This window comes from Citrobacter sp. Cm038, from assembly GCF_030333105.1.
In the GTDB taxonomy this organism is placed as follows: domain Bacteria; phylum Pseudomonadota; class Gammaproteobacteria; order Enterobacterales; family Enterobacteriaceae; genus Citrobacter; species Citrobacter murliniae.
This window is the reverse complement of sequence record NZ_JAOWGO010000022.1, coordinates 1,099,613-1,113,733: the sequence shown is the minus strand read 5'-3', so window position 1 is coordinate 1,113,733 and position 14,121 is coordinate 1,099,613. Positions and strand designations below refer to the sequence as shown.

Sequence of the window (14,121 nt, the reverse complement as noted above, 5' to 3'; positions counted from 1 at the left end):
CGCAGGCGAGATAAACAGGCCGGATGCGGCAAACATCCGGCACTGATACGGTTTACTCTTCAGGTGCTTCTAACTCCGAAAATCCACCATGGCCTTCCCACCCGGCTAATCGTTGATAGACGGTTTCAACCGCCTCTTTGATCGGCTGCGTCATCGGGTAATAAAAGCCAACGATGTCCGGCTGAATACCGAGGAAAATCACCTCGCCGACATCCTCTTTCAGTTGATCAACCAGGTAGTTCAGCGGCATGTTGTGCGTGGTCATCATGAACATCTCGGCAATATCATCAGGATCGATAATGCGGATTTCACCAGGATTCAGCCCCATATCGGTAGCATCGACAATCAGCAAACGCGCCGGGCGCAGCTCGCGGATTGCCACAATATCATTCTCCGGGGCACTGCCACCGTCGATAACCACCCAGCTACCTTTAGGTTCCGCAGCACACATTTCCGCCAGCAGCGGACCCGCGCCATCATCCCCCATCATGCTATTACCGACACACAATAAAACGTCAGTCACGGTGTCTCCTCACCATCAGATAGATGGCGCTTTCCTGATGAATATCATGGAGCATACTGAGCATGAGCTTGCTCCATTCCTGCTGCTGTGGAGTTTGTACGGCGCGCGCGTCATCAAACGCACGCGCCAGCATCTGTACATGGTTAAAATCGATGACGATCTCGCCGTACTTCGGCACGCCTTCCATTTTGCGGCGGGCTTCGCTTCCTTCGGCAAGCGTCGCAATCCACGCCAGATACTCATCCCACGGACAGGTTAACGCCGCTTCCAGGCAATCGATGATGCCTAAGTGATGGCCAATCGCCAGGCTGTAATAGACAACCTGCTGCGCCTCGGCGGGCGTCGCATCGTTCTCATCAATAAACTTACGGCTCAGTTGACTGAACACCACCGTTTCACTCATCGGATACGCGCCTCTTCAACTACATGGTTAAGATGAGTAACGATCTCGGTCAGACGCGGATCGTTTTCCGTTTCCAGCCAGCGCGCCACCTGATTTTCGCCCTGCCCTAACTGCGTCATATAATCATCGGCAATCTGGCGACCATAGCGATAACCCGCCAGACGACGCGCTTCACGATCCACCTTCACACGCAGAGGCTGTATCATATCCGGGTGCAGAATTTCAGCTGGTTGTTCGTCCAGTTCACCCGGTGCACGCGCGTGAATTTTCTGCTCCAGCAGGCCCAGCGCCATCGCAAAGCCGTACAGCGTCGCCGCAGGCGTCGGCGGACAACCTGGGATGTAAACATCCACTGGTACGATTTTGTCGGTGCCGCCCCATACGCAGTATAAGTCGTGGAAGATGCCACCACTGTTACCGCAGGCTCCGTAGGAGATACAGATTTTCGGATCTGGCGCTGATTGCCAGGCACGCAGCGCCGGAGAGCGCATCGCGCGGGTTACCGCGCCGGTAAACAACAGGATATCCGCATGGCGCGGTGACGGAACAACTTTGATACCGAAACGTTCGGCATCAAACAGCGGGGACAAGGTAGCAAAAATTTCGATTTCGCAACCGTTGCAGCCACCGCAGTCAACACGATAGACGTAAGCAGAACGCTTGATGCTTTTCAGCAGCGACGCTTTCATGCTGGCAATAGATTCATCTACCGTCATCGGTACCGGAATACCGTTGGCATCACGTGGGCCTAATAAATTGCTCATCAGCTGGCCTCTTTCATATGGCGAGTCAGTTCAATACGGTCAGACGGCACCAGGCATTTCTGGCGTTTACAGTCCGGGCAGGTCTCAAAGCTTTCACGGTGATTTTCCGCACGGCTATCACCGTTATGCTTCAGCAGTGCAATGGCGTAATCAATCTCTTTTTGCACCGCAAAAGGACGGTTACATACGCGGCAATTGCACAGCGCAAAGCGAGACTGCTGCAGGAAATCTTCTTTCTTCCACACCGCCAGCTCATATTCCTGAGACAGTTTGATCGCCGCCGTCGGGCAGACTTCTTCACAACGGCCACAGAAGATGCAGCGACCAAGGTTGAATTGCCAGGCCAGTTCATTGGTGACCAGATCGGTTTCAACCGTCAGCGCGTTTGACGGGCACGCATTCACACAGGCTGCGCAGCCAATACACTGCTGCGGATTATGCTCCGGCTTACCACGGAAGTTTTTATCGACCGCGATCGGCTCCAGCGGATACGACGACGTCGGTGCACCGGTTTTGATGACTTTTTTGATAAAGGTAAACATGGCGATTCCTTATTTCAGCGGCGAGTTTTTACGCTCGATGCTGTAGCGCTCAAGTTCTTTGTACGGCACGACTTTGCTTTTCTTCTTACGCACATCAACCACGGTCATACGGTCAGTACAGGAGTAGCAAGGATCGAGGCTACCGATAATCAGCGGGGCATCGGAAACAGTGTTACCACGCAGCATATAACGCAGCGTCGGCCAGTTAGCGTAGGTGGCCGCACGGCAACGCCAGCGGTACAGTTTCTGGTTGTCGCCGGTCATGCTCCAGTGGATATCATCCCCACGCGGCGCTTCCGCAAAGCCCAGCGCGAAACGGTGTGGAATATAGGTAAAGCCTTCCACCATCAGCGGACCGCCAGGCAGGTTATCCAGACCAAAGTCGATCATATTCAGCGCGGTATAGACTTCATTGATGCGGACTTTCAGACGAGAAATGACGTCACAGCCCTGCTCGCTGTGAACTTCCATCGGCAGCAGGCCGTAACCCACAAACGGGTGATCTGCGCGGGTATCACGCGCGTGACCGCTGGCGCGAACCATCGGGCCAACGTTACTGAAGTCACGGGCAATTTCCGGATCCAGACGGCCAATCCCGACGGTACGCTGTTCCATGTTCGGCGTACTCAACAGCATATCAACCAGTTCCTGCACGTCACGACGCATCTGTTGCGCCAGTTGACGAGTCTGGATCATGTCCTCTTTCAGCAGGTCGCGACGGATCCCTCCGATCAGGTTCAGACCGTAAGTTTTACGCGCACCGGTGAGGATCTCTGCCATTTTCATTGACGTTTCACGTACGCGGAAGAACTGCATAAAGCCGGAGTCGAAACCGGTGAAGTGGCACGCCAGCCCCAGGTTCAGCAGGTGAGAGTGCAGACGCTCAACTTCCAGCAGAATAGCGCGGATCATCTGCGCACGCTCCGGTACTACGATACCCATCGCATTCTCAACGGAGGTGGTGTACGCGGTGCTGTGGGCAAAACCACAGATGCCGCACACGCGATCCGACAGGAAAGTCACTTCGTTATAACCCATGCGGGTTTCTGCCAGTTTTTCCATGCCACGGTGGACATAGAACAAGCGGTAGTCGGCGTCGATAATGTTTTCGCCGTCAACGAACAGACGGAAGTGACCCGGTTCATCGGAGGTCACGTGCAGCGGGCCAATAGGCACTACATTATTTTTCTTGTCGCCCAGTTCGTTGATGAACTCATAGGTTTCAGCATCGGTAGTCGGCGCCGGACGTTGACGGTAATCCATGCTGTCTTTACGCAGCGGATAGAGTTCATCCGGCCAGTCATCCGGTAGCACCAGACGACGTTCGTCCGGCAGCCCCACCGGGATCAAACCGTACATGTCACGCACTTCACGTTCGCCCCAGACGGCAGCCGGTACGCGTGGCGTGACAGACGGGAATTCCAGTTTATTGGCGTCAACTTCTACGCGAACGGTTATCCAGCATTTAGTGCCCTGCTCCATCGACAAGACATAATACACCGCGTAATGGCCGCACAGCTGGCGTTCGTCGTTACCAAACAACACGGACAACCATCCGCCCTGTTTGTAATAAAGGAACTCCACCACTTCCGGCAGGTAGTTTACCTTCACGGTGATGGTCAGCTGATCTTTGGTCTGCCAGGCTTCGTCCAGTACGACGCCAGGGAAAGCCTGGTGCAGTGCAGCAAGGTATTGTTGACCTAATTTTTCTTCAGACATGCTCAAACTCTCTTAAATCACGCCACCAGCAAGGAGACGAACGCTAAAAACGCAAACCCAAAACCGGCCCAGGTCACGCGTGAAGTGGCGCAAAAACGCAGACGCGCCATGCTGTTTTCAAACAGGGCGATGACCAGCACGCCGAGGATCAGCTTGACGACGGCTATCACCAGTGCCAGCAGCAGTCCACCCGCAGTAAAGGTTTCCATCTGTCCCCACGGCAGGAACACGCCGACAAACATTTGCAAAACGACCAGTTGTTTGAGGCTGATACCCCATTTCAGCACCGCAAAACCGCTGCCGCTGTATTCAGTCAGCGGACCTTCCTGTAACTCCTGCTCGGCTTCTGCCAGGTCGAACGGCAGTTTGCCCATTTCGATAAAGGTGGCGAAAGCACAGGCGCACAGCGCCAGAATCAGCGGGATGCTGCGCGCCGCAGGCCAGTGATAAACGGTGTCAGCGATATTGCTGATATGGGTTGAACCGGCAACCTGCGCTGCGACCCACAAACCCAGCAGCAGAATCGGCTCAACCAGTACGCCGAGCATCGCTTCACGGCTGGCGCCGATCGCGGTGAACGGGCTACCGGTATCCAGCCCCGCAATAGAGAAGAAGAAACGGGCGATGGCGAACAAGTAAATTAACGTGATCAAATCACCCAGTTGCGGCAGCGGAGAACCTACCGTCACTACCGGCAATGCGGTAGCGATAGTCAGCATGACGCCGACCATCACAAATGGTGTCAGGCGAAAGACCCAACTGGAATCCGCAGGCGCAATGCTCTGACGCCCCAGCAGTTTGATAATGTCACGGTACTCCTGCAAAACACCCGGACCACGGCGATTGTGCAAACGTGCACGCGCCACGCGGGTAATGCCGGACAGCAGCGGCGCAACGGCAAACAGCACCAGCGCCTGAATTAACGGATATAAAACACTCATTCTCAGGCTCCTCGTGAAACCACAATCACCACCAGCACCGCCAGCTCAATCAATGCCAGGCGACGGAACAGAACCGGTGCAGCCGCATTCTGCCAGCCCGGAACCAGTGACACCGGGTTAAGCCATTTACGCAGTTTCAGTACCGGAGCAAAGGCTTCTTTAACCGGCATAGCAAAGCCATGCGCGGTGATCACCATTGACTGCTCATGATCGTAACCACATACCCAGGCGGAACCGCGCGAACGCGACGGCAGACGGTTGCCTTTGAAAATCGCCATGATAATGAACGGCAGCAGCGGACAGGCAATCAGCAACAGGGTGATCATTGGTTGGGAAACGGTCGTGTTCGCGGTTTCCAGCGGCAGTGGCACAGCTGAAGAGATAAGTGGCAGCAACCATGGTGCGGCAACGCCGCCAATCACACAGCAGACTGCCAGCGCAACCACGCTCACCCCCATCAGGATCGGTGCGCAACAGGCGTTTTCAGCTTCCTTCGTACGCGGTGCGCCAAGGAACGTTACGCCATAGACTTTCGCCATACACATCACAGCCAGCGCGCCGGTAATCGCCAGCCCGACCGCCAGCAACGGACCTAACAGACGGCCGATAAACGCTCCGCTGTTACCCAGCTTGAAGAAGGATTGATAGATAACCCATTCACCGGCAAACCCGTTCAGTGGCGGCAGCGCGGCCATCGCCATCAGACCAACCAGCATCGCCAGGGAAATCACCGGCATGCGCTTACCGATACCGCCCAGTTTTTCGATATCACGATGACCAGTACGGAACCAGATGCTGCCGGCCCCCAGGAACAGGACGCTTTTGAACAGACTGTGGTTCACCAGATGATACAAACCGCCGGTCAGACCAAGTGCAATCAGCGCCGGTTGATTAAGGGAAATGCCGGTCACACCGGCACCCAGCCCCAGCAGAATAATGCCGATGTTTTCCAGCGTGTGGTACGCCAGCAGACGTTGAATGTTGTGCTCCATCAACGCATACAGACCGCCAACAAATGCAGTGATCATCCCCAGTACCAACAGGGTAATGCCCCACCACAGCGGTGCATTACCGCCCAGCAGCGACAGGGACAGAATGCCCAACAGGCCAACCTTCATTACCACGGTAGAGAACAGCGCCGCAGCAGGTGCGCTGGCGTTGGCATGTGCCTGTGGCACCCAACCGTGCAGCGGGATAATCCCGGCCAGCAAACCAAAACCGGCAACGCCCAGCAGCCAGATGTCAGAGCCGAGCGGCAATTCCTGGGTGCGAAGGTCGAGCAGACGCAGTTCGAGCGTGCCGTAGCGTTGCCATACCAGATAGCAAGCGACCGCCAGCAGCAGCGTACCGATACGACCCAGAGCAAACCACAGCTTGCCCTCTTTGCTGCAACCGGTCAGGAACACCGCACACAACGCCATGATTTCAGCCATCACCACCAGCGTACCGAGGTTGCTGGCAACCACTGCACACACGGCCGCAGCCATCAGCAGATTCACCAACAAACCGTTGGCTTTAACCTGTGGATGACGATGCCAGTCGATGTTGTACAGGCTGACAAACAGGCCGCACAGACCCAGTGTGATAAGCCAGATTGCGTTCAGTGGAGTTATTTGCATGCTGTGACCGATAAACGGTATCACGCTGCTGACCGCCAGCGCATTGGTCAGCACGGTGAAACCCGCTGCCGCCGTACACAGGCTGCCGACTGCTCCACCAACGCCGGCAATCCAGCCGCTTAGCGCTTTATGAAATGAAAACAGAAATGCCAGAACCGCCGCAGCCGTAAACCAGGCCACGCCGCTGTTAATCAGTGAAATTGCGCTCATTTTGCATCCCCACTCTGAGCCTGCTGAAACAAGGTGAGATCGCCGAAATCGGTATTAAAAGTCAGCTCACGCTTACGTTTGCTGGCGCGAGCGATATCTGTATTGCTCACCAGGTGCAGGGCTTTCGTCGGGCACATACGTACACAAGCCGGACCTTGTTCATCAAAGCTACACAGGTCGCATTTCACCGCAATGGCACGAATACCTGGAACCCAGTCCAGCAGCGTGCTGACGCGAGCCGGTGCTGGTGGAGCCGGAGGGGCCTTTGAGGTATTCGCGTTCGCCGGGATGTGCAGCGGACGACTGCCGGAAAACTCAATGGCGCCAAACGGACAGGCGATCCCACACAATTTGCAGCTTACGCACAGGCTTTCATTTAGCTGTACGGCGCCGTCGACACGGTTAATCGCATTGACCGGGCAAACGGTGGCACAAGGTGCATCTTCACAATGGTGGCAAAGCTGCGGTGCAGATTCTTTTTCATTTAGCATCACTTTCAGGCGCGGCATTGACTGCAGGCCATGCTGGCGATGCGTCTCTGAGCAGGCGGCTTCACAGGTGTGGCAGCCAATACAAAGAGTGGAGTCAGCAATTACAAAACGATTCACCAGGCATTCCTCAGGTGATAGTCATTTTTGACGAAAACATGTTTATCAAATGTCATTTTCGACATTTTTCGACATGTCCATTCCCTAAAATGTCGTGATACAGCGTAAAAATCTCATCACGACTCAAGCGAGCATCACCCGAGGCTTATGCCGGGTTATGTCCTTCTACCAGTTGGCTTAAATTTACCGGCATATTGTTTTCAACCGCGGTGTACAGGCTGTCGTAGACTCTGGCGATTTTTTCGAGATAGTGCTCCAGCACCTGCTCGCGATCGCGGTTGCTAATGCGGTCATCAACTTTGCCGTCAATGGTCAACTGTGCCTGTGCAATCAGTTGCTTATCATCACCGTCTTTGGTTTCAACGTAGTACTCGATGGTATGGCTGTTAAAGCCGTCCGCCAGCGTGACGTAGATAGTGAAGTGTTCAAAAAGGACAAAGCACAGATCTTTGTCCGGCGCACAGCTCATTGCATGATGCAAACGCGCTTTCGACAGGGTGATCCCCTGTACCAGCGAGTTGCAGTAAATACGCCACTGGTCCTGTAGGCGACGGTGCCGTTCAGCGATGTAATCGGCTTTTTCGCTTATTTCCCAAATAGTCATGTCAGGTTACCCGTTTAGCAGAGACTAACTGCCTTAAGCATATTTCATGCCAACATTAAAATTCTTTATTTTCATTAAGATACAAAAACAAGCATGCATGACGACATGTCATTTCGTCATCGTCGTCATTGTCACGAGAGGAAAAATTCAACCTGGCATGTTTATTGCTTTTGAAACGACAACAACATGGGAGGCGATATGCACGAAATAACCCTCTGCCAACGGGCACTGGAATTGATTGAACAACAGGCCGCACAGCACGGTGCTCACCGGGTAACTGGGGTCTGGCTCAAAATTGGCGCATTTTCTTGCGTAGAAACCAGCGCTCTCGCCTTTTGTTTTGATCTGGTATGCCGTGGCACCCTTGCAGAAGGTTGTAAACTCCACCTCGAAGAACAAGAAGCCGAATGTTGGTGCGAGTCCTGTCAGCAATACGTCACGTTACTGACGCAACGCGTTCGTCGCTGTCCACAATGCAATAGCGACATGCTGAGAATTGTGGCCGATGACGGGTTACAGATTCGACGAATAGAAATAGACCAGACTCCAGCGCCGGATGGCGACGCTTAAGCCTCTTATCCAGTCTACAGAAAGAGCACGTTTGTAGGTCGGAAAAGGCGAGATGCTGTCCGGCAACAGATTTACCGAAAGTGAAAAGATCAGGAGTGAGCGATGTGTACGACATGTGGTTGCGCGGAAGGCAACCTTTATATAGAGGGTGATGAACATAACCCCCACTCAGCGTTTCGCAGCGCGCCATTTGCTCCGGCGGCTCGTCCGGCGCTAAACATTACCGGTGTGAAGACCTCCAGTTTCACGCCGAGCCAGACCGCAGAAGGCGATTTACATTACGGTCACGGCGAAGCAGGTACCCATGCTCCAGGCATGAGCCAGCGCCGTATGCTGGAAGTGGAAATTGACGTGCTGGACAAAAACAACCGTCTGGCCGAGCGCAATCGCGCCCGCTTCGCTGCCCGCCAGCATCTGGTACTCAATCTCGTATCAAGTCCAGGTTCCGGTAAAACGACGCTGCTGACCGAAACACTGATGAAGCTGAAAGACAGCGTGCCGTGCGCGGTCATTGAAGGCGACCAGCAGACGGTCAACGACGCAGCGCGTATTCGCGCCACCGGAACACCAGCAATCCAGGTTAATACGGGTAAAGGCTGCCACCTTGATGCGCAAATGATTGCCGATGCAGCACCACGCCTGCCTTTAGCCGATAACGGTATTTTGTTTATCGAAAACGTCGGTAACCTGGTTTGCCCGGCAAGCTTCGACCTCGGCGAACGTCATAAAGTGGCGGTGCTTTCCGTCACCGAAGGCGAAGACAAGCCGCTGAAATATCCCCATATGTTTGCTGCTGCATCGCTGATGCTGCTCAACAAAGTGGATCTGCTGCCGTATCTCAATTTTGATGTTGAAAAGTGCATCGCCAGCGCCCGGGAAGTGAACCCGGAAATTGAGATAATCCTGATTTCCGCCACCAGCGGCGAAGGGATGGATCAATGGCTGTCGTGGCTGGAGAATCAGCGATGTGCATAGGTGTTCCGGGTCAAATCCGCACCATTGATGGTAACCAGGCTAAGGTCGATGTTTGCGGTATTCAGCGCGACGTCGACCTGACGCTGGTCGGTAGCTGTGATGAAAATGGTCAACCGCGTCTGGGCCAGTGGGTACTGGTCCACGTAGGTTTTGCCATGAGCATCATTAACGAAGCCGAAGCGCGCGACACACTCGAGGCGCTGCAAAATATGTTTGACGTTGAGCCGGATGTCGGCGCGTTACTGTATGGCGAGGAGAAATAATGCGTTTTGTTGACGAATATCGGGCACCGGAACAGGTGATGCAGTTGATAGACCACCTGTGTGAACGTGCCGCTCACCTCCCCTACACCGCTGAACGCCCACTGCGCATTATGGAAGTTTGTGGAGGCCACACCCACGCAATCTTCAAATTCGGCCTTGACCAGTTGCTGCCCGAAAACGTGGAGTTTATTCACGGTCCAGGCTGCCCGGTTTGCGTTCTGCCGATGGGCAGAATTGACAGTTGTGTGGAAATTGCCAGCCATCCGGAAGTGATTTTTTGTACCTTCGGCGACGCCATGCGCGTGCCAGGTAAACAGGGTTCACTGCTGCAAGCCAAAGCACGCGGCGCGGATATCCGCATTGTCTATTCTCCGATGGATGCGCTGAAGCTGGCGCAGGAAAATCCAACCCGTAAGGTCGTGTTCTTTGGTCTGGGTTTTGAAACCACCATGCCGACGACCGCCATCACTCTCCAGCAGGCAAAACAACGCGATGTGCAGAATTTTTACTTTTTCTGCCAGCACATCACGCTTATCCCAACGCTGCGTAGCCTGTTGGAACAACCGGACAACGGTATCGACGCATTTTTGGCACCAGGCCATGTCAGTATGGTTATAGGCACCGATGCCTATAATTTTATCGCCTCTGATTTTCATCGCCCGCTGGTGGTCGCTGGTTTCGAACCGCTTGATCTACTGCAAGGCGTCGTGATGCTAATCGAGCAGAAAATAGCGGCCCACAGCCAGGTGGAGAACCAGTATCGCCGCGTAGTGCCGGATGCCGGTAACACACTGGCGCAACAGGCGATTGCCGACGTGTTCTGCGTCAATGGCGACAGTGAATGGCGCGGTCTGGGCGTTATCGAATCCTCCGGCGTTCACCTGACGCCTGAGTATCAGCGTTTTGATGCAGAAGCGCATTTCAAACCAGCGCCGCAGCAGGTGTATGACGATCCGCGTGCGCGCTGCGGAGAAGTACTGACCGGCAGATGTAAGCCGCATCAGTGCCCATTGTTTGGTAAAACCTGTAACCCGGAGACCGCATTTGGCGCCTTAATGGTCTCCTCCGAAGGCGCATGTGCCGCCTGGTATCAGTATCGTCAGCAGGAGTGTGAAGCATGAACAGCGTACAACTCGCCCACGGTAGCGGCGGTCAGGCTATGCAGCAGTTGATCAACAGTCTGTTTATGGAAGCTTTTGCTAATCCGTGGCTGGCAGAACAGGAAGATCAGGCCCGACTGGACCTGGCGCAACTGGTCGCCGAAGGCGATCGTCTGGCGTTTTCGACCGACAGCTACGTTATCGATCCGCTGTTTTTCCCCGGCGGTAATATTGGCAAGCTGGCAATCTGCGGCACAGCCAACGACGTTGCGGTCAGTGGCGCTATCCCTCGCTACCTCTCCTGCGGTTTTATCCTCGAAGAGGGCCTGCCGATGGAAACGCTGAAAAGCGTCGTCAACAGCATGGCAGCAACAGCTCGCGAAGCGGGAATTGCTATCGTGACCGGCGACACCAAGGTTGTACAGCGTGGCGCAGCGGACAAACTGTTCATTAACACCGCCGGAATGGGCGCGATCCCCGCCAATATTCACTGGGGCGCACAGACTCTGGGCGTGGGCGATGTGCTGCTGGTTAGCGGTACGCTTGGCGATCACGGTGCAACCATCCTTAACCTGCGTGAGCAACTGGGACTGGACGGTGAACTGATCAGCGACTGCGCAGTGTTAACACCGCTGATCCAGACGCTACGCGACATTCCTGGCGTGAAGGCGCTGCGCGATGCCACCCGTGGCGGCGTGAATGCGGTGACGCATGAGTTCGCCGCGGCATGTGGCTATGGCATTGAGTTATCTGAAGCAGCCCTGCCTGTGAAGCCCGCAGTGCGTGGTGTCTGTGAACTTCTGGGTCTGGATGCGCTCAATTTTGCCAACGAAGGAAAACTGGTCATTGCCGTTGAACGTCAGGCCGCTGAAGCCGTACTCGCCGCACTGCGCGCACATCCGTTAGGGTGCGATGCAGCGCTGATTGGCGAAGTGGTCGAACGTAAAGGCGTTCGCCTTGCCGGACTTTACGGCGTGAAACGAACTCTTGATTTACCACACGCAGAGCCGCTGCCGCGGATATGCTGATATATTGCCCGGTACGCTACGCTTACCGGGCCTACAGTCAATGAATTACCCGTAGACCGGATAAGGTGAAACCGCCACCCGGCAATAATTTACAACTTATACCTATAATTCATTTACCGTTTTTGCACCGCGCTACGGTGCTTCCTGGAAAAGCAATATGTCGTATACACCGATGAGCGACCTCGGACAGCAAGGCCTGTTCGATATCACTCGTACATTATTACAGCAGCCCGATCTTCAGTCTCTCAGTGAGGCGCTTTCGCAGTTGGTCAAGCGTTCGGCGCTGGCCGATTGCGCGGCTATTGTGTTATGGCAGGCGCAGACGCAGCGTGCGCGTTATTTCGCGACACGTGAAAATGGTAAACCCATCGATTATGAAGACGAAACGGTGCTGGCTCACGGACCGGTGCGCCGCATTCTGTCTCGTCCCGATGCGCTGCACTGTAACTACCATGAGTTCACAGAAACCTGGCCGCAGTTAGCATCCGGTGCGCTGTACTCAGAATTTGGACATTACTGCCTGCTGCCGCTGGCGGCTGATGGACGGATCTTTGGCGGTTGTGAATTTATCCGCAACGAAGACCGTCCTTGGAGTGAAAAAGAGTACAACCGCCTGCAGACCTTCACCCAGATAGTCGGCGTCGTCGCCGAGCAAATTCAGAGCCGGGTCAGCAATAATGTCGATTACGACCTCTTGTGTCGCGAGCGTGACAACTTCCGTATCCTTGTCGCCATCACCAATGCGGTGCTCTCCCGTCTGGATATTGATGAGCTGGTCAGCGAAGTCGCCAAAGAAATCCACCATTACTTCAATATCGATGACATCAGCATCGTACTGCGCAGCGATCGCAAAAATAAGCTGAGCATATACTCCACTCACTATCTGGATGAACACCATCCGGCGCACGAACAGAGTGAAGTGGATGAAGCAGGTACGCTCTCTGAACGGGTATTCAAAAGCAAAGAGATGCTGCTGATTAACCTGAACGAACGCGATGCCCTTGCACCTTATGAACGCATGCTGTTCGAGACCTGGGGCAACCAGATACAAACCCTGTGCCTGCTACCACTAATGTCAGGCAATACGATGCTTGGCGTCCTCAAGCTGGCGCAGTGTGAAGAGAAAGTCTTCACGACCGCAAACCTCAAACTGTTACGCCAGATTGCCGAGCGCGTGGCGATTGCTGTTGATAACGCTCTCGCCTATCAGGAAATCCACCGCCTGAAAGAACGTCTGGTCGATGAGAACCTGGCACTGACCGAACAGCTCAACAATGTGGACAGCGAGTTTGGTGAAATCATTGGCCGCAGTGAAGCAATGTACAGCGTACTCAAGCAGGTCGAGATGGTGGCGCAAAGCGACAGCACTGTTCTGATTCTGGGTGAGACAGGTACGGGCAAAGAGTTGATCGCCAGAGCGATTCATAATCTGAGTGGACGCAATGCCCGCCGGATGGTGAAGATGAACTGCGCGGCAATGCCTGCCGGGTTGCTGGAAAGCGATCTGTTTGGTCATGAACGCGGTGCGTTTACCGGAGCCAGCACACAGCGCATTGGTCGCTTCGAACTGGCAGATAAAAGCTCGTTATTCCTCGACGAAGTCGGCGACATGCCGCTGGAGCTACAGCCGAAACTGCTGCGCGTCCTCCAGGAGCAGGAGTTTGAACGCCTGGGTAGTAATAAGCTGATCCAGACCGATGTCCGCCTGATCGCCGCCACCAACCGCGATCTAAAAAAAATGGTGGCCGATCGCGAGTTCCGTAACGATCTGTACTATCGACTGAATGTCTTCCCGATCCATCTCCCCCCACTGCGCGAGCGTCCGGAAGATATTCCGCTGCTGGTCAAGGCCTTCACCTTTAAAATTGCCCGTCGGATGGGGCGCAATATTGACAGTATCCCCGCTGAGGCGCTGCGCACTCTGAGCAACATGGAGTGGCCGGGCAACGTGCGTGAACTGGAAAACGTGGTCGAACGCGCGGTTCTGCTGACCCGAGGCAATGTACTGCAACTGTCCCTGCCAGATGTCACTACGCTGCCCCCTTCCACACCGCCAGTGGCGACAGAAGTTGCGCAGGATGGAGAAGATGAATATCAGCTGATTATGCGCGTACTGAAAGAGACTAACGGCGTCGTAGCCGGTCCTAAGGGAGCTGCGCAACGGCTGGGTCTGAAACGCACCACCTTGCTCTCACGTATGAAGCGTTTAGGCATTGATAAGGATGCGTTGGTTTAGCCATTGTGGCTATACT

At 54.6% G+C, this 14,121-nt stretch carries 15 protein-coding genes; 6 read left to right on the top strand and 9 right to left on the bottom strand.

Annotation, left to right across the window (positions count from 1 at the left end):
- Nucleotides 1–52: 52 nt before the first annotated feature.
- From hycI to hycA, 9 genes are all read right to left on the bottom strand, one after another.
- Nucleotides 53–523: a hydrogenase maturation peptidase HycI gene (hycI, locus tag OGY01_RS16505; RefSeq protein ID WP_048220690.1), complete on the bottom strand. Its 471-nt coding sequence runs from the start codon at nucleotides 521–523 to the stop codon at nucleotides 53–55.
- Nucleotides 516–926, bottom strand: a complete 411-nt coding sequence (locus OGY01_RS16500; protein ID WP_003037385.1) for a formate hydrogenlyase maturation HycH family protein — start codon at nucleotides 924–926, stop codon at nucleotides 516–518. The genes hycI and OGY01_RS16500 overlap by 8 nt, the downstream gene beginning before the upstream one ends.
- Entirely contained in the window at nucleotides 923–1,690 is a 768-nt protein-coding gene (gene hycG, locus OGY01_RS16495) for a formate hydrogenlyase subunit HycG (protein ID WP_284096911.1), read from the bottom strand. The genes OGY01_RS16500 and hycG overlap by 4 nt, the downstream gene beginning before the upstream one ends.
- Nucleotides 1,690–2,232, bottom strand: coding sequence for a formate hydrogenlyase subunit HycF (gene hycF, locus OGY01_RS16490; protein WP_045446668.1), 543 nt, complete (start codon nucleotides 2,230–2,232; stop codon nucleotides 1,690–1,692). The genes hycG and hycF overlap by 1 nt, the downstream gene beginning before the upstream one ends.
- Before the next feature lie 9 nt (nucleotides 2,233–2,241).
- Nucleotides 2,242–3,951: a formate hydrogenlyase subunit HycE gene (hycE, locus tag OGY01_RS16485; protein ID WP_045446672.1), complete on the bottom strand. Its 1,710-nt coding sequence runs from the start codon at nucleotides 3,949–3,951 to the stop codon at nucleotides 2,242–2,244.
- Between the two features lie 17 nt (nucleotides 3,952–3,968).
- Nucleotides 3,969–4,892 carry a respiratory chain complex I subunit 1 family protein gene (locus OGY01_RS16480; protein WP_045446675.1) on the bottom strand — a complete coding sequence of 308 codons (924 nt, stop codon included), beginning with the start codon at nucleotides 4,890–4,892 and terminating at the stop codon, nucleotides 3,969–3,971.
- Between the two features lie 2 nt (nucleotides 4,893–4,894).
- Complete coding sequence (hycC, locus tag OGY01_RS16475; RefSeq protein WP_045446678.1) at nucleotides 4,895–6,721, bottom strand: formate hydrogenlyase subunit 3; 1,827 nt, start codon at nucleotides 6,719–6,721, stop codon at nucleotides 4,895–4,897.
- The gene (gene hycB / locus OGY01_RS16470) at nucleotides 6,718–7,329 is read right to left on the bottom strand and encodes a formate hydrogenlyase subunit HycB (protein ID WP_045446680.1); all 612 of its coding nucleotides are present in this window, start codon (nucleotides 7,327–7,329) and stop codon (nucleotides 6,718–6,720) included. The genes hycC and hycB overlap by 4 nt, the downstream gene beginning before the upstream one ends.
- A gap of 145 nt (nucleotides 7,330–7,474) precedes the next feature.
- Complete coding sequence (hycA, locus tag OGY01_RS16465; RefSeq protein WP_045446683.1) at nucleotides 7,475–7,933, bottom strand: formate hydrogenlyase regulator HycA; 459 nt, start codon at nucleotides 7,931–7,933, stop codon at nucleotides 7,475–7,477.
- Between the two features lie 198 nt (nucleotides 7,934–8,131).
- On the opposite strand from hycA, the gene hypA reads away from it, so the two are divergent.
- From hypA to flhA, 6 genes are all read left to right on the top strand, one after another.
- Nucleotides 8,132–8,503 carry a hydrogenase maturation nickel metallochaperone HypA gene (gene hypA, locus OGY01_RS16460; RefSeq protein ID WP_045446686.1) on the top strand — a complete coding sequence of 124 codons (372 nt, stop codon included), beginning with the start codon at nucleotides 8,132–8,134 and terminating at the stop codon, nucleotides 8,501–8,503.
- Nucleotides 8,504–8,605: 102 nt separating this feature from the next.
- A complete protein-coding gene (hypB, locus tag OGY01_RS16455) occupies nucleotides 8,606–9,478 on the top strand; it encodes a hydrogenase nickel incorporation protein HypB (protein ID WP_045446689.1) in 873 nt (290 codons plus the stop codon).
- A complete protein-coding gene (hypC, locus tag OGY01_RS16450; protein ID WP_045446692.1) occupies nucleotides 9,469–9,741 on the top strand; it encodes a hydrogenase 3 maturation protein HypC in 273 nt (90 codons plus the stop codon). Before hypB ends, hypC begins: the two co-directional genes overlap by 10 nt.
- The gene (gene hypD / locus OGY01_RS16445; RefSeq protein ID WP_045446696.1) at nucleotides 9,741–10,862 is read left to right on the top strand and encodes a hydrogenase formation protein HypD; all 1,122 of its coding nucleotides are present in this window, start codon (nucleotides 9,741–9,743) and stop codon (nucleotides 10,860–10,862) included. Before hypC ends, hypD begins: the two co-directional genes overlap by 1 nt.
- The gene (gene hypE / locus OGY01_RS16440) at nucleotides 10,859–11,869 is read left to right on the top strand and encodes a hydrogenase maturation carbamoyl dehydratase HypE (RefSeq protein ID WP_045446699.1); all 1,011 of its coding nucleotides are present in this window, start codon (nucleotides 10,859–10,861) and stop codon (nucleotides 11,867–11,869) included. Before hypD ends, hypE begins: the two co-directional genes overlap by 4 nt.
- Nucleotides 11,870–12,026: 157 nt before the next feature.
- Nucleotides 12,027–14,105, top strand: coding sequence for a formate hydrogenlyase transcriptional activator FlhA (gene flhA, locus OGY01_RS16435; protein WP_045446702.1), 2,079 nt, complete (start codon nucleotides 12,027–12,029; stop codon nucleotides 14,103–14,105).
- The last annotated feature ends 16 nt before the right edge of the window (nucleotides 14,106–14,121 follow it).